General features: G+C 69.0%; 14 protein-coding genes. 6 read left to right on the plus strand and 8 right to left on the minus strand.

Going from position 1 to position 15016, the window contains the following annotated elements:
- The first annotated feature begins 72 nt into the window (after window positions 1-72).
- Together AC5P9I_RS13185 and AC5P9I_RS13190 are read left to right on the plus strand one after the other, a co-directional pair.
- Window positions 73-462: a c-type cytochrome gene (locus AC5P9I_RS13185; RefSeq protein ID WP_049464464.1), complete on the plus strand. Its 390-nt coding sequence runs from the start codon at window positions 73-75 to the stop codon at window positions 460-462.
- Between the two features lie 9 nt (window positions 463-471).
- On the plus strand, window positions 472-933 hold the full coding sequence (locus tag AC5P9I_RS13190) for a c-type cytochrome (RefSeq protein ID WP_235645209.1): 462 nt from the start codon (window positions 472-474) through the stop codon (window positions 931-933).
- 155 nt (window positions 934-1088) lie between these two features.
- On the opposite strand, the gene AC5P9I_RS13195 is transcribed toward AC5P9I_RS13190, so the two are convergent.
- The gene (locus AC5P9I_RS13195) at window positions 1089-2969 is read right to left on the minus strand and encodes an ATP-binding cassette domain-containing protein (protein ID WP_049464460.1); all 1881 of its coding nucleotides are present in this window, start codon (window positions 2967-2969) and stop codon (window positions 1089-1091) included.
- A gap of 193 nt (window positions 2970-3162) precedes the next feature.
- Window positions 3163-4038 (minus strand): LysR family transcriptional regulator, encoded by an 876-nt coding sequence (locus AC5P9I_RS13200; protein ID WP_049464458.1) that lies wholly within the window; start codon window positions 4036-4038, stop codon window positions 3163-3165.
- Between the two features lie 101 nt (window positions 4039-4139).
- Here AC5P9I_RS13200 and AC5P9I_RS13205 point away from each other — a divergent pair, with 101 nt between their 5' ends.
- Both AC5P9I_RS13205 and dbpA read left to right on the plus strand, forming a co-directional pair.
- Complete coding sequence (locus AC5P9I_RS13205; RefSeq protein WP_049464456.1) at window positions 4140-5219, plus strand: YeiH family protein; 1080 nt, start codon at window positions 4140-4142, stop codon at window positions 5217-5219.
- A 110-nt stretch (window positions 5220-5329) separates the two neighbouring features.
- Window positions 5330-6706 (plus strand): ATP-dependent RNA helicase DbpA, encoded by a 1377-nt coding sequence (dbpA, locus tag AC5P9I_RS13210; protein ID WP_049464454.1) that lies wholly within the window; start codon window positions 5330-5332, stop codon window positions 6704-6706.
- Between the two features lie 92 nt (window positions 6707-6798).
- Here the strand turns inward: dbpA and AC5P9I_RS13215 are convergent, their stop codons facing one another.
- Complete coding sequence (locus AC5P9I_RS13215) at window positions 6799-7338, minus strand: adenine phosphoribosyltransferase (protein WP_049464452.1); 540 nt, start codon at window positions 7336-7338, stop codon at window positions 6799-6801.
- Window positions 7339-7636: 298 nt separating this feature from the next.
- Here AC5P9I_RS13215 and AC5P9I_RS13220 point away from each other — a divergent pair, with 298 nt between their 5' ends.
- Together AC5P9I_RS13220 and AC5P9I_RS13225 are read left to right on the plus strand one after the other, a co-directional pair.
- The gene (locus AC5P9I_RS13220; protein ID WP_049464450.1) at window positions 7637-10048 is read left to right on the plus strand and encodes a membrane-bound PQQ-dependent dehydrogenase, glucose/quinate/shikimate family; all 2412 of its coding nucleotides are present in this window, start codon (window positions 7637-7639) and stop codon (window positions 10046-10048) included.
- Between the two features lie 101 nt (window positions 10049-10149).
- Entirely contained in the window at window positions 10150-11004 is an 855-nt protein-coding gene (locus AC5P9I_RS13225) for an IclR family transcriptional regulator domain-containing protein (RefSeq protein ID WP_187758928.1), read from the plus strand.
- Between the two features lie 76 nt (window positions 11005-11080).
- Here the strand turns inward: AC5P9I_RS13225 and pcaC are convergent, their stop codons facing one another.
- From pcaC to pcaH, 5 genes are all read right to left on the minus strand, one after another.
- A complete protein-coding gene (gene pcaC, locus AC5P9I_RS13230; protein WP_049464447.1) occupies window positions 11081-11467 on the minus strand; it encodes a 4-carboxymuconolactone decarboxylase in 387 nt (128 codons plus the stop codon).
- A gap of 24 nt (window positions 11468-11491) precedes the next feature.
- On the minus strand, window positions 11492-12277 hold the full coding sequence (gene pcaD, locus AC5P9I_RS13235; RefSeq protein ID WP_130768171.1) for a 3-oxoadipate enol-lactonase: 786 nt from the start codon (window positions 12275-12277) through the stop codon (window positions 11492-11494).
- A 26-nt stretch (window positions 12278-12303) separates the two neighbouring features.
- Window positions 12304-13647, minus strand: coding sequence for a 3-carboxy-cis,cis-muconate cycloisomerase (locus AC5P9I_RS13240; protein WP_130768172.1), 1344 nt, complete (start codon window positions 13645-13647; stop codon window positions 12304-12306).
- A 90-nt stretch (window positions 13648-13737) separates the two neighbouring features.
- Window positions 13738-14301, minus strand: coding sequence for a protocatechuate 3,4-dioxygenase subunit alpha (pcaG, locus tag AC5P9I_RS13245; RefSeq protein ID WP_049464441.1), 564 nt, complete (start codon window positions 14299-14301; stop codon window positions 13738-13740).
- A 4-nt stretch (window positions 14302-14305) separates the two neighbouring features.
- Window positions 14306-15016, minus strand: a complete 711-nt coding sequence (pcaH, locus tag AC5P9I_RS13250; protein ID WP_130768173.1) for a protocatechuate 3,4-dioxygenase subunit beta — start codon at window positions 15014-15016, stop codon at window positions 14306-14308.

The raw sequence follows: 15016 nt of genomic DNA on the forward strand, positions 1-15016 counted from the left end.
CCTGAGGCTATACTCGGGTCGTTCCGTACCCCACGCCGGAACGACCAGACCCGAATCCCCGGAAACGACACCATGCGCCCGCAGCCGCTCGCCGCTTGTCTCGCTCTGGCCGTCCTCCTGCCCCTTGGGGCCGCCGCACAGCCCGCTCCTGCTCCCTCCACGCCTGCCCCGGCCCCGGCTCCCGCTGCGGCGCCTGCGCCTGCCGCGCCCACCGGCAACTTCGACAATGGGCGCGTCCTGGCCTACACGTGCCAGGGCTGCCATGGCATTACCGGCTACAAGAACGCCTATCCCAGTTACCGGGTGCCGAAGATCGGCGGCCAGACCCAGCAGTACCTGGCCCAGGCCCTGACCGAGTACCGCCAGGGCAAGCGCCGGCATCCGACGATGCAGGCGCAGTCGATGAGTTTCAGCGAACAGGAGATCGCCGATCTCTCTGTTTACCTGTCCACCGTCAAGTAAGGCCCGCCCATGTCGAATGCCGCGCATCCGATGCGTCACGCCATCGCCCTGTCCGTTGCCCTGCTGCTGGCGGCCTGTTCACAGTCGCAGGTGGAAAACAGCGAGACCTCCGCCGCCGACCCGGGTCATGCCAGCGGCGAGCACGGTTCTTCGTCCTCGGCCGGCCTGCCGACCGGCCGCGAGGCCGCCGGCGAAGCCCGCGCCAAGGTGAAGGGCAAGGCCACCAACCAGAGCTGCATCGACTGCCATGGCGCCGACGGCAACGCACCGATCGACCCGACCTACCCCAAGCTGGGTGGGCAGTACGGTGACTACCTGGCACACGCGCTGCAGGCCTACCGCGCCGGTGATCGCCAGCATGCGCTGATGACACCGCAGGCGAAGGACCTGAGTGATCAGGACATCGCCGATCTGGCGGCGTACTTCGGCAGCCGGCCGAGCCAGCTGCGGGATCTGCACGGGGTCAAATGACCGCCGGCCCCCGGTGGGGGCGGACCTTGGTCCGCACGGACCGTTGATTGGTGGGTGCGGACCGTTGGTCCGCACAGATCCGGATATCCACGCATGGCGTGGATCTACTGATTCTCCATCCGATCAATCGGCGCACTGCTGGCGCCGACCGATACTCAGCCTTCCAGCTCTTCCCAGCGCGCGTAGGCGGCATCCAGCTCGGCCTGCACCTTGGCCAACTGCTGGGTGTGCGCCGTCACTTCGGCGCTGCTGCGGGTATAGAACGCCGGATCGTTCATCGCCGAGGTCAGCCCTTCGACGTCGCTTTCCAGCTTCTCGATGGTCTTCGGCAGCTGTTCCAGTTCGCGCGCTTCCTTGTAGGCCAGCTTGCGCTTGGGCGCTGCGGGAGTCGCTGCCGCAGCAGCCGGTGCAGCGGCCGCCGGCTTGGCGGCCGTAGCCGCCGCGGGCGCCGCCACGCTGGCCGCATAACGCTGCCAGTCGCTGTAGCCACCGACGTACTCGCCGATCACGCCATCGCCTTCCATCACCAGCGTGGAGGTCACCACGTTGTCGATGAAGTCACGGTCGTGGCTGACCAGCAGCAGCGTACCGGTGTACTCGCCCAGCAGCTCTTCCAGCAGCTCCAGGGTTTCCACGTCCAGGTCGTTGGTCGGTTCGTCCATCACCAGCAGGTTGGACGGCTGCGCGAACAGCTTGGCCAGCAGCAGGCGGTTGCGCTCGCCACCGGACAGGCGGGTGATCGGCGCACGCGCGCGCTCGGGGGTGAACATGAAGTCCTGCAGGTAGGCATGCACGTGCTTGCGCTTGCCGTTGAACTCGAGGAAATCGCGGCCTTCGGCCACGTTCTCGATCGCGCTCCAGTCTTCGCGCAGCACCGCGCGGTACTGGTCGAAATAGGCGATCTGCAGGTTGGTGCCGGCGTTGACCTCGCCCTTGGCCGGCTGCAGTTCGCCCAGCAGCAGCTTCAGCAGCGTGGTCTTGCCGCTGCCATTGGGGCCGATCAGGCCGATGCGATCACCGCGCATGATGGTGGTGGTGAAGTCGCAGACCATGGTGCGCTCGCCGAAGGCGAACGAAATGTCCTTGACGTCGATGACCTTCTTGCCGGAGCTGATGCCCTGCGCGGCTTCCATCTTGACGTTGCCGCTGAGATCGCGGCGCTGCGAACGCTCCACGCGCATCGCCTTCAGGCGGCGCACGCGGCCCTCGTCGCGGGTGCGGCGCGCCTTGATGCCCTGCCGGATCCAGACTTCTTCCTGCGCCAGCAGCTTGTCGAAGCGCGCGTTTTCCTGCGCCTGCGCATTGAGCCGTTCCTCGCGGCGGCGCTCGTAGTTGGCCCAGTCGCCGGGCCAGCTGGTGACCTGCCCGCGATCGATCTCGACGATGCGGGTGGCCAGTGCACGCAGGAAGCGGCGGTCGTGGGTGACGAACACTACGCTGCCACTCCAGCCCTTCAGGAACGCTTCGAGCCAGTCGATGGCTTCGATGTCCAGGTGGTTGGTCGGTTCGTCCAGCAGCAGCACGTCCGGGCTGGAGACCAGCGCACGGGCCAGCAGCACGCGGCGCTTCATGCCGCCGGACAGGCGGCCGAACTCGGCCTCGCCGTCCAGGTCGAGCTTGGTCAGCGTTTCGCTGACGCGCTGGTCCAGGCCCCAGCCGTTGGCGGCGTCGATCTTGGCCTGCACGTTGCCCAGGGCTTCGCCATCGAACACCTCGGCATGGCTGAGGTGGTGGAACTCGGCCAGCCACTGGCCCAGTTCGCCCAGGCCATCGGCAACGACGTCGAACACCGAGCCGGCCGCGCCGTGTGGCACTTCCTGCTCGAGGCGGGTGACGCGCACGCCCTGCTGCACGCGCACTTCGCCGTCATCGGGCTTGTGGTCGCCGGAGAGCAGCTTGAGCAGGGTGGATTTGCCGGCGCCGTTGCGGCCGATCAGGGCGATGCGTTCGCCCGGCTCGATCGACAGTTCGGCCTTTTCCAGCAACAACGGGCCGCCGACGCTGAAGTCGACGTTCTGCAGAGTAATCAGAGGCATCCGGACATTGTACGGGTTGGGGCACCGGCCGGGTTGCACACCCGGCACCCGCGGTGGTGCCGGCCGCTGGCCGGCAACCTCGACGGCAACGTCAAACGCTGGTTTCCTGTGGGACGGCGGGGGTCGGATCCCGTTGCTGCGCGACGGGCTCTGACCCCGTCGTGGAATTCGCGCAGTGTAAGACCGATCCCGGCTACCCCACCTCCCCCAGCAACGCCTGCAACCCCGGCAGCCAGTGCTTGCCCGGGTGGCGTACCAGCCAGAGCGTGCGCTGCAGGGGCGGCAGCGGAGTCTCGAGTACGCGCAGGCGGCCCAGGGCCAGCGGCTCTTCCAGCGCATGGCGCGAGAGACAGGCCAGGCCGAGGCCGGCGATGGCGGCCTGCTTGATCGCTTCGGTGTTGCCCAGCTGCAGGGTCTGCGCGAAGCCGCGCAGGTGCGGCAGCAACGCCTGTTCGACCGCTTCGCGGGTGCCGGAACCCGGTTCGCGCAACAGCCAGCGTGCGCGGCGCAGTTCATCCAGCGACCAGCGTGCGCGGGCATCGGCGGCGGCCACGATCACCAGCGGGTCCTGCTGCCAGGCGGTCACCTGCAGGCCACGCTCGTGGCAGGGGCCTTCGATCAGGCCCGCGTCCACATCCAGGCGCTGCACGGCGGCGACCACCCCGGCACTGTTGTCGATGCGCAGGTCGACCTCTGCCTGCGGGGCGTGCCGCAGCAGCTCGGCGATGCGCGGCGGCAGCAGGTAATTGCCGATGGTGGTGCTGGCGGCCAGTACCAGCCGCAGCGGTGCCCCCTGCGACGGGTCGCCACCGGCGGCCAGCTGCCGCTCCAGATCGGCGGCATTGACCAGCAGGCTGCGCGCCGGCTCCAGCAGTGCGCGGCCATGGCCGTTCAGGGCCAGGCGACGACCGATGCGGTCAAACAGCGGAGTACCGAAATGCGCCTCCAGTTCCTGCAGGGCGGCACTGCTGGCCGATTGCGAGAGCGCGATGGCCTGGCCCGCAGCCGTGGTACTGCCGTGATCGGCGATGGCCACGAAGACTTGGAGCTGGCGCAACGTCAGGCGCATGGCCGTTACCTTCTGGACAGGTAGATTTCACTCATATTATTCGTTTTACAGGTCAACGGCTGGGGCGCACGCTTGCCCCATCACTCCAGCCCTGCCCTGCCATGAACGCCCCCGCTCTCTCCTCCTGGTCCCTGCCCGCCCTGCGCCAACGCTGGCAGCCTCGCCTGCCCGGCCTGCTGCTGGTGGGCCTGGTCGCGGCGGCGTCGCTGTACCTGGCCGAGCTTCCCTGGCTCCAGGCGCATGGCCTGAGCGCGCTGACCGTTGCCATCGTCGCCGGCATCGTGGTCGGCAACACCGTCTACCCGCGGTTGGCACCGGGCAGCGCGGCCGGTGTCGGCTTCTCCAAGCACTGGCTGTTGCGCGCCGGCATCGTGCTGTACGGCCTGCGCCTGACCTTCCAGGACATCGGCCACGTTGGCTTTGGCGGTGTGCTGATGGACGTGCTGGTGGTCGCCAGCACCTTCGGGCTGGCCTGCTGGCTGGGCATGCGTGTGTTCAGGATGGAGCGCGAAGCGGCGATGCTGATCGGCGCCGGCAGCGCGATCTGCGGCGCGGCGGCGGTAATGGCCGCCGAACCGGTGGTGCGCGGCCGCGCGGCGCAGGTCACGGTGGCGGTGTCGACGGTGGTGGTGTTCGGCACGCTGGCGATGTTCCTGTACCCGGCGCTGTATGCGCTGGTGCAGTCGCACGGCTGGCTGGCGATGGACGCACGGCAGTACGGCCTGTTCACCGGCGCGACGGTGCACGAAGTGGCACAGGTGGTGGCGGCCGGCCGCGCGGTCAACGAAGCGGCGGCTGACACCGCGGTGATCACCAAGATGGTGCGGGTGATGCTGCTGGCGCCATTCCTGGTGGCACTGTCGCTGTGGCTGGCGCGCGGCGGCAAGGCCAGCGCCGACGGCAGCAAGGCGCGCATCGTGGTGCCGTGGTTCGCGTTCGGTTTCGTGGCGGTGGCCGGGTTCAACTCGCTGCATCTGCTGCCGGCGGGCCTGCAGGCCGGGCTGGTGCAGCTGGATACCGTGCTGCTGGCGATGGCGATGGCCGCGCTGGGCCTGACCACCCACGTCTCGGCGCTGCGCCAGGCGGGCCTGAAGCCGCTGCTGCTGGCGCTGATCCTGTTCGCCTGGCTGCTGTTCGGTGGCCTGGCGATCCACCAGGGTGTGCTGGCGGTGCTGGGCTGAGCGGGCGCGTGCCGACCCGGGGCGGCATCGCGCCGTAGATCCACGCCATGCATGGATGCCGCCCCCACGCCATCAGGCGGGACCGGCCACGCAGGCAGGTACAATGCGCCATGACTGACTTTTCGACCCTGCCGCTGAGCCCGGCCCTGCAGCCCGGCCTGGACGCCCTCGGCTACACCACTCTCACCCCCGTGCAGGCGCAGAGCCTGCCGGCCATCCTGGACGGCCGCGATGTGATCGCGCAGGCGCCGACCGGCAGCGGCAAGACTGCCGCCTTCGGCCTGGGCCTGCTGCAGGCCATCGACCCCAGCGTGATCCGCGTGCAGGCACTGGTCCTGTGCCCGACCCGCGAACTGGCCGACCAGGTCGGCAAGCAGATCCGCAAGCTGGCCACCGGCATTCCGAATCTGAAGCTGTTGCTGCTGGTCGGTGGCGTGCCGCTGGGTCCGCAGCTGGCCTCGCTGGAAGGCCACGATCCGCATGTGGTGGTCGGCACGCCCGGCCGGGTGCAGGAACTGGCGCGCAAGCGCGCGCTGAATCTGGGCGCGGTGCGCACGCTGGTGCTGGACGAGGCCGACCGCATGCTCGACATGGGCTTCGAGGAGCCCATCCGCGAGATCGCCGGCCGCACCCACAAGGATCGCCAGAGCCTGCTGTTCTCCGCCACCTTCCCCGACAGCATCCGCGCCATGGCCCGTGACCTGCTGCGCGAGGCGGTGGAAGTGACTGTGGAAGGCGCCGACCAGGCCCCCGCCATCCGCCATCTGTTCTGCGAGGTGGAGCCGGCGCACCGCCAGAAGGCGCTGGCCGGCCTGCTGCTGAAGTACGCGCCGGAATCGGCGGTGGTGTTCTGCAACACCCGCAAGGACGTGGACGAAGTGGCCAACTCGCTGCAGCAGTTCGGCTTCTCCGCACTGGCCCTGCACGGTGACATGGAACAGCGCGACCGCGAGGAGGTGCTGCTGCTGCTGGCCAACCGCAGCTGCAACGTGCTGGTGGCCAGCGACGTGGCCGCACGCGGCCTGGACGTGGAAGCGCTGGCCGCAGTGATCAACTACGAACTGCCGACCGACGTGGAGAGCTACCAGCACCGCGTGGGCCGTACCGGCCGTGCCGGTGCCAGCGGCCTGGCGATCAGCCTGGTGGCCGGGCGCGAGAAGACCCGCGCCGAAGCGATTGAAGCGCAGATGGGGCAGCCGCTGGACTGGCAGAAGACGCCGCTGGCGACCTCGCGCCCGGCCGAACTGCCGCAGGCCGCGATGCGCACCCTGCGGATCGACGGCGGCAAGACCGACAAGCTGCGCCCGGGTGACATCCTCGGCGCGCTGACCGGCGACGCCGGCCTGTCAGCCAAGTTCATCGGCAAGATCGCGATCTTCCCGACCCGCTCCTATGTGGCGATCGCGCGCGAGCAGGCCAACAAGGCCGTGGCCAGGCTGGAGGCCGGCAAGATCAAGGGCCGTCGCTTCCGCGTGCGGATGATGTGATTGAGGCCGCGTTGCCAACCTCGGTTGGCAACGACCGGCTCCCGGCCATTCGCCAGGGTGGATGCCAACCCCGGTTGGCACCCAGCCCCTGATCAGAACACCAGTTCGGTGTGCAACGGCAGGCCCGCTTCCCAGCGCGCGCGGCCACCCAGGCCGTCCAGCTCGACCAGCACGCCGGCACCGACCACATCCACACCCAGGCGGCGCACCAGCGACAGTGCGGCGACCAGCGTACCGCCGGTGGCCAGCACATCGTCGATGATCGCCACGCGCGCGCCGGCCGGCAGCGCATCAGCATGCACCTCGATGCAGTCGCTGCGGTATTCGAGCGTGTATTCCTCGCGCAGCACCTGGCCGGGCAGCTTGCCCGGCTTGCGCACCGGCACGAAGCCCACCCCCAGTTCCAGCGCCATCGCGGCGCCGAGGATGAAACCGCGCGATTCGATGCCCACCACGGCATCCAGCTTCTGGTCGCGCCAGCGATCGGCCATCGCAGTGATCGCGCCGCGGAAATCCTCGCCGTGGGCGAGCAGCGGCATGATGTCCTTGAACAGGATGCCGGGCTTGGGGAAGTCGGCGATGTCGCGCAGGCGGGAGGACCAGGCGGAGACGGCCATGGTGGCGTCGGTCATTGCAGCTACCAGCGTGTATGGCGGCATAGGGTAACCGGTTCGCTCGCGCGCTGCCCGTTCCCGGTACCTGCGCGCCAATGCGTTCCATCAATGGCCCCGTGCCGTCACGCCAAAATCGCACACGCGTGCGATAATCGCGCTAACCGGTCATTCACCCAGCCTGCGCCATAAGCAGGCCGACGCCTGCCCGCCTTCATCGGCCCGCAGCCGCCCGGGATGCCGATGGTCCCCGCCACGCTCTGCGCGCGCGGGCCTTTCCCCGCCTGCGCGCGGGTTACTGCAATGAGGTTCATGCAACGTGGACGAGACGACGAAGGTTCCGGCCCTGTGCCGTGTGCTGGTGGTCCTGCTCGGCATCCTGGTGACGCTGTTCGGCCTGGCTCTGCTGGTCGGCGGGGTTCGCCTGGTACAGCTGGGGGGCAGTTGGTATTTCCTGCTGATGGGCGCGGTGTCGGCGGTGGCCGGCCTGCTGCTGGTGCTGCGCCGGCCGAGCGGTGCGATGCTGTATGGCCTGGCCTTCCTGGCCACGCTGCCGTGGGCACTGGTCGATGCGGGCTGGAATTTCTGGCCGCTGGTGTCGCGGCTGGTGATGCCGGCGGTGCTGGCCCTTCTGGTCGCGCTGGCGTGGCCGGTGCTGCGTCGCAGCCGCGGCCAGGTGGCCGGCCGCGGCGCCTATGGCGTTGCCGCCGTGCTGCTCGTCGGCCTGCTGGGCACGGCGCTGTCTGCGTTCCAACCCCGACCGCTGCAGACTGCGCAGGGTGCGACGCCGCCGGTGGTACCGGTGGCCAAGGGTGCCGAGCAGCGCGACTGGATGCACTGGGGCAACACCACGGCAGGTACCCGCTTCGCCGCGCTGGACCAGATCACCCCGGCCAATGTGAAGGAGCTGCAGGTCGCCTGGACCGCGCGCACCGGTGACGTGCCGGAAAGCAACGGCTTCGGCGCCGAAGACCAGAACACGCCGCTGCAGATCGGCGACTCCCTGTACCTGTGCACCCCGCACAACCAGGTGATCGCCATCGATGCCGACTCCGGCAAGCAGCGCTGGGCCTTCGACCCCAAGGCCACTGCACCGAACTGGCAGCGCTGCCGCGGCCTGGGCTATTTCGATGCGACCACCGCGCCAGCCGTTGCCGCGACCCCGGCATCGCTGCCGGCCCCCGCCACGACCGGCACCGGCGCGGCGCTGTGCGAACAGCGCATCCTGATGACCTCCATCGATGCGCGCCTGTTCGCGCTGGATGCGAAGACCGGTGCGCTGTGCCCGGACTTCGGCAGCAACGGCGTGGTCGACCTGAAGACCGGCATGGGCGAGATCAAGCCGGGCTTCTACACATTGACCGCTGCGCCGCTGGTCGCCGGCGAGCTGATCGTGGTCGGCGGCCGGGTGGCTGACAACATTGAAGTGGGCGAGCCGTCCGGTGTGGTGCGTGCCTACAACGTGCGCAGCGGCGCGCTGGCCTGGGTCTGGGATCTGTCGCGTGAAACCCCGGACGTGCCGCTGGATCCGTCCATCCACTACACGCGCGCCACGCCCAACGTTTGGACCTCGATGGCCTACGACCCGCAACTGGGCCTGGTCTACCTGCCCACCGGCAATACCACCCCGGACCAGTGGGCGGGCGAGCGCACGCCGCAGGATGACAAGTACAGCTCGGCCGTGGTCGCGCTGGACGTGGCCACCGGCAAGGAGCGTTGGGTCTATCAGACTGTCCACCACGACCTGTGGGACTACGATCTGCCCGCACAGCCGACCCTGGTCGACGTGCCCGACGGCAAGGGCGGCACGTTGCCGGCACTGCTGCAGGTCACCAAGGCGGGCCAGATCTTCATGCTCAACCGGCAGACGGGCGTACCGATCAGCGAAGTACGCGACATTCCGGCGCCGCAGGGCAACGCCGAAGGCGAGCGCTACGCCGCCACCCAGCCGCTGTCGGTTGGCCTGCCGCAGATCGGCGCCGAAACGCTGACCGAGTCGGACATGTGGGGGGCTACCCCGATCGACCAGATGCTGTGCCGCATCCAGTTCAAGCAGTTCCGCTACGACGGCATGTACACGCCGCCGGGCGAGGATCTGGCGCTGCAGTGGCCGGGCTCGCTGGGAGGGATGAACTGGGGCAGCGCTTCGGTCGACCCGACCACGGGCTACCTGTTCGTCAACGACATGCGCCTGGGCCTGTGGACCCGGCTGATCCCGCGCGCGCAGATGACCAGCGGTGCCGGCGGCGTGGAAATGGGCGCGGCCTCGCAGACCGGTACGCCGTACGGCTCGCTGCGTGACCGCTTCCTGTCCAAGCTGGGCATTCCCTGCCAGAAGCCGCCGTTCGGCACGATGTCGGCGATCAACCTGGCTACCCGGCAGCTGGTCTGGCAGGTGCCGGTGGGCACGGTGAAGGACACCGGGCCGATGGGCATCAAGATGCGCCTGCCGATCCCGATCGGCATGCCGACGCTGGGCGGGTCGCTGGCTACGCAGTCGGGCCTGCTGTTCTTCGCCGGCACCCAGGACTACTACCTGCGCGCCTTCGACAGCCGAACCGGCGAAGAAGTATGGAAGGCCCGCATGCCTGTGGGCAGCCAGGGCACACCGATGACCTACGTCTCGCCGAAGACGGGCCGCCAGTACGTGGTGATTTCCGCCGGCGGCGCGCGCCAGTCGCCAGACCGTGGCGACTACGTGATCGCCTACGCGCTGCCGAAGCGCACGTAGCCCGTGCCACGGGGCGCGGCCTGCCTGGCCGCGCCCCGTGGGTACCGGTTGCGGGTTCGAGCGCTTACCATTCAAGGTCGAACCTGATGAAAGCTGCTGCCATGCCTGCCGTTCCTCCCAGCCGTAGCACCAAGCGCCCCCTTGCGCCACCGCGGGATCGCGGCCTGGCCCATGAGCTGATGCAGCAGATCCAGGAAAACCAGGGGGACCCGGATTTCATGACCTCGCTCGGCCGCGGCCTGGCCGTGCTGAGCGTTTTCTCGCAGCATCCGCGCGAAGTCACCATGTCACAGATCAGCAGTGACACCGGCATCTCGCGCGCAGCGGTGCGACGCGTCCTGTACACGCTGGAAAAGCTCGGCTATGTGGGTGAGCAGGGACGTGGCTACGTGCTGCTGCCGCGTGTGCTGGGCATGGGGGGCGCCTACGTTGCGTCGTCCTCGATGACCGCTGCGGCACAGCCGGTACTCGATGCGCTGCGCGATGACGTGCACGAATCGTGCTCGCTGGGCGTGCTCGATGGCGATGACATCCTGTATGTCGCCCGCGCGGAGACGGTGCGCATCATGTCCATCGGCCTGCGTGCGGGCAGCCGCCTGCCCGCGTATTGCACTTCGATGGGCCGGGTGCTGCTGGCCGCACTGCCGCGCGACACGCTCGAAGGCTACCTGGAACGCACTCCCTTGCGGCCGCGCACCGAACGCACGGTCACGCGCATGGAGGACTTCCTCGACCTGCTGGAGAAGGTGCGACGCGAAGGCGTTTCGCTGGTCGACCAGGAACTGGAGATCGGCCTGCGCTCGATCGCGGTACCGGTGCGTTCGCGCAGCGGCGAAGTGGTCGCCGCGCTGAACATCGGCACCCAGGCCGGCCGCATTGGCCTGGGCGTGATGCAGACCCAGCTGCTGCCCCGCCTGCGCGAAGCCGCGCAACGCCTCGGTACGCTGTTGAATTGAACTGCACTGAATCTGGTAGTGCCGGCCAGCGGCCGGCCTTGCCGATGTGCAGGAGGTTGCCGGCCAGCGGCCGGCACTACCGTTCCGAAGCCTGCTCTTCCAGGATCGGCCTGGCCAGCGCGAAGGCGTGGTTGGCCGCAGGCACACCGCAGTAGATCGCAGCCTGCAGCAGCGCTTCCTTGATCTGCTCCGGCGTCACGCCGTTGTTGCGGGCCGCGCGGATGTGCAGCTTGAACTCCTCGTCATGGCCCAGCGCCACCATCATCACGATGGTCAGCAACGAGCGCGTGTGCCGCGGCAGGCCCTCGCGCGTCCATACCGTGCCCCATGCGGTGCGGGTGATGAATTCCTGGAATTCGGCGGTGAAGTCGGTGCGGGCTTCCAGCGAGCGCTCCACATGGGCCTCGCCCAGCACCTGGCGGCGCACCGCAAGGCCAGCTTCGTAACGTTCCTGTTCGTCCATCGGGGTCTACCTGTTGTGCGAAGGTCAGTGCTGCACGGAAAGATGCGCGGCCAGTGCATCGGTGAAGGCCCGCGGCGATTCCACGTTGCAGAGGTGGCGGCCAGGCACCTGCGCATAGTGGCCATGGGCCACGCCGTGGGCGATCGCCTGCAGCTCGGCGGGGACGCACACCGGATCCTCGTCGCCGGCAATGGCCAGCAGCGGCACGCTGATGCGCCCCAGCGCCTCCCGGAAGTCGGCCGTGCCGACCGCATTGCAGCAGCCCACATAGCCGGCGACGCGGGTAGCCAGGAAGCGCTGCAGAATGTCTTCAACCTGGCTGGCGTGGGTCTGTGCAAAGGCAGCCGTGAACCAACGCTCGCGGGTGCCATCGACCAGCGGCAGCAGTCCATCGTGCTGGACCTGGGCGATACGGGCGTGCCAGACCTCCAGCGTGCCGATCTTCGCCGCGGTGGCCGCCACGGTGAGCGTGTGCAGCCGGATGCCGGCGTGCACGCCCAGCCACTGCCCGGTCAGGCCACCGATCGACAGCCCGCAGAAGTGGCTGCGCTCGATGCCCAGGTGATCCCACAGGGCCAGCACGTCCGCGCCCAGTTCGGCCACCGTGTACAGGCCCGGCGGTGCACTGGACTGGCCGTGGCCGCGGCGGTCGTAGCGCAGGATGCGGTAGTGGGCGGCCAATGCCTCGACCTGCGGCTGCCACATGCCCAGGTCGGTGCCCAGCGAGTTGCAGAACGTCAGCCATGGCCCGTCGGCTCGGCCTTCGGTCCGGTAGTGCAGGCGATGCTGGGGGAGATCGAGGAAGGGCATCGGTACTCCAGCGGTCAACGTGACGATCAGCCGCGCGCGAGCACGCGGTCGATCCAGGTATCGGCCATGCCACGCCAGCTGTCGGCAGCGAACAGGGCATCCAGTTGCGCAGCAGACAGCTGCGCGGACACGTCCGGCATCTGCCCCAGTACCTCGCGCAGATGCTGCGATTGTGCCAGCGCCTGCTTGGCCGCGCGCTCCACCAGGGCGTGCGCGGCCTGCTTGCCGATGCGCTCGCCCAGGGTGACCGCCACCGCCTCGGCATAGAGCAGGCCGCCATGGCTGTCCAGGTGCTGGCGCATGCGCACGCGGTCCAGCTGCAGGCCCTGTACCACCACGGACACCTGGGCCAGGCTGCCGGCACACAGCCGCACGATTTCCGGCACGGTGTCCCACTCCGCGTGCCATTGCCCCGCCGCGCGCTCGTGCGGCTGTGGCATCGCGCTGAACAGCGTGGACAGCAGGCCCGGCACGCGCGTGGCGGCGGCGATGGCCGCCACGCAGCCGACAGGATTGCGCTTGTGCGGCATCGCCGACGATCCGCCCTTGCCCTCGCCCGCCGGCTCAAACGCTTCGGCCACCTCGGACTGCATCAGCAGCACGATGTCGGTGGCGATCTTGCCGAGGCTGCCGGCCAGCAGCGCGAACACGCTGCCGAGCTCGGCCATGCGATCGCGCGAGGTGTGCCAGGGCAGCGCCGGCAGCGGCAACTGCAGCTCATCGGCCAGCGCTTCGGCCACGTCCAGTCCTCGTGATTGCAGCGAGGCCAGCGTGCCGGCTGCACCGCCGAACTGCAGCACCAGGGTATCGTCGGCAAGTCCCTCCAGGCGACGCTGGCTGCGTTGCAGGGCATCCAGCCAACCCGCCGCCTTCAGCCCGAACGTCACCGGCACTGCCTGCTGCAGCAGCGTACGCCCGGGCAGACCGGTACCGCGCTCGGCCTGGGCCAGCCGCGCCAGCGCGGTGCACAGGACCTGCAGGCGCGCCCGCACGTGGCCGACGGCCGCGCGCAGCTGCAGCATCGCGCCGGTATCGATGATGTCCTGGCTGGTGGCGCTCCAGTGCACCCAGCGCGCGGCTTCGGCGTCGCGCGCCGCGACCTGCGCGGTGAGCGCCTTCACCAGGGGAATGGCCGGGTTGCCGGCCAGGGCCGTCGCTGCCGACAGCGCCGGCAGCGGGTACAGGTCCGCGCTGCAGGCTGCTTCGATCGGGGCGAGCGCCGCAGCGGGAATCACCCCGCATTGCACCTGCGCACGGGCCAGCGCGCGTTCAACATCCAGCATCGCCTGCAGGCGCGCCTCGTCGGTGAACGCAGCGTCGACGGCGGGGTCGCCGAACAGACCGCCCAGCAGCGTTGGGGAGTGACTCATCGGTGCAGTCCATCATGGGTGGCCACAGCTTACCCGCGCCCGCCGAACGCGGGCGTGGAGTGGCCGGAAGGCGCGTCGAGGGCGCCGTGATCAATAGGAAAAGAACACCGTCTCGTGCGGGCCCTGCATGTGCACGTCCCAGCGGTACAGGCCGCCGCCCTGCGCCTGCGCGACCAGGGTGTGGCGGCGCTCTGCAGGCACCAGCGCCAGGATGCCGTCCTCGCCGTTGCTGGCCTCGTCACTGAAGTAGATACGGCCACGGGCGGCCTGCAGCAGGCCGCGCATGAACACCAGCACGATCAGATGCGGCGCCTGCGGCGCGCCGCGCAGGCCCGGCACGCGCCCCGGCTTGACGGTACTGAAGGCGAAGCGGCCCTGCTCGTCGGTGGGCACCCGGCCCCAGCCATCGAACGCCGGGTCGTGGTCGTCACTACGCGGGTCCTCGGCATGGGCATAGATGCCCTGCGCATCCGCCTGCCAGATTTCCAGTACTGCATCGGACACGGGCACGCCATTGCCATCGAACACCTGGCCCTGCACTTCCACGCGCTCACCGCGCGCGGCAGCCGGGGCGATGTCGGTGCGGTACAGCGGCTCCAGGCCCAGGCGGTAGTACGGGCCCACGGTCTGCCACGGAGTGGATTGGAAACTCATGGTCTTACTCCCAGACGGTCATCTTGCGACCGCGCAACACGATGTCGAAGCGGTAGCCCAGCGCGAATTCGTTGGCGGTGTTTTCCCAATCGAACGAGGACACCATGCGCTCGCGCGCATTGGCATCGTCCACGCAGTTGTAGATCGGATCGAACGCCAGCAACGGGTCGTTGGGGAAATACATCTGCGTGACCAGGCGCTGGCCGATGCCATCGCCATGCAGGGAGAAATGGATGTGCGCCGGCCGCCAGGCGTTGTAGTGGTTGCGCCACGGGTACGCACCCGGCTTGATGGTGGTGAACCGGTAGCGGCCTTCGCTGTCGGTCAGGACCTGGCCGGTACCCTTGAAGTTCGGGTCCAGCGGCGCGTCATGCTGGTCGCCCGTGTGCAGGTAGCGGCCGGCGGCGTTGCACTGCCACACCTCGACCACGGTATTGCGCACTGGACGGCCATTCTCGTCCAGCACGCGGCCACTGACGATGATGCGTTCGCCCTGGGGCTGGCCGGCGAAGCCTGCGGTCAGGTCGGCGGCATGCGCCCCGAGGGTGATCCGGTCCAGGCGCGGGCCGGTCACTTCCGAGAGCGTCACCGGGATGGCGATCGGGTCGGTGCCCGGCCCGCGCAGCGCAGTGGAGGCATAGGGCAGATGGATGCGCGGCGGCTGGCTGCCGGGATACGGCTTGCGGTAGCCGCGCAGTTCGGTGGGATCGCTCAT

The sequence above is a fragment of the Stenotrophomonas sp. YJH_SMC_29 genome (genome assembly GCF_059371235.1).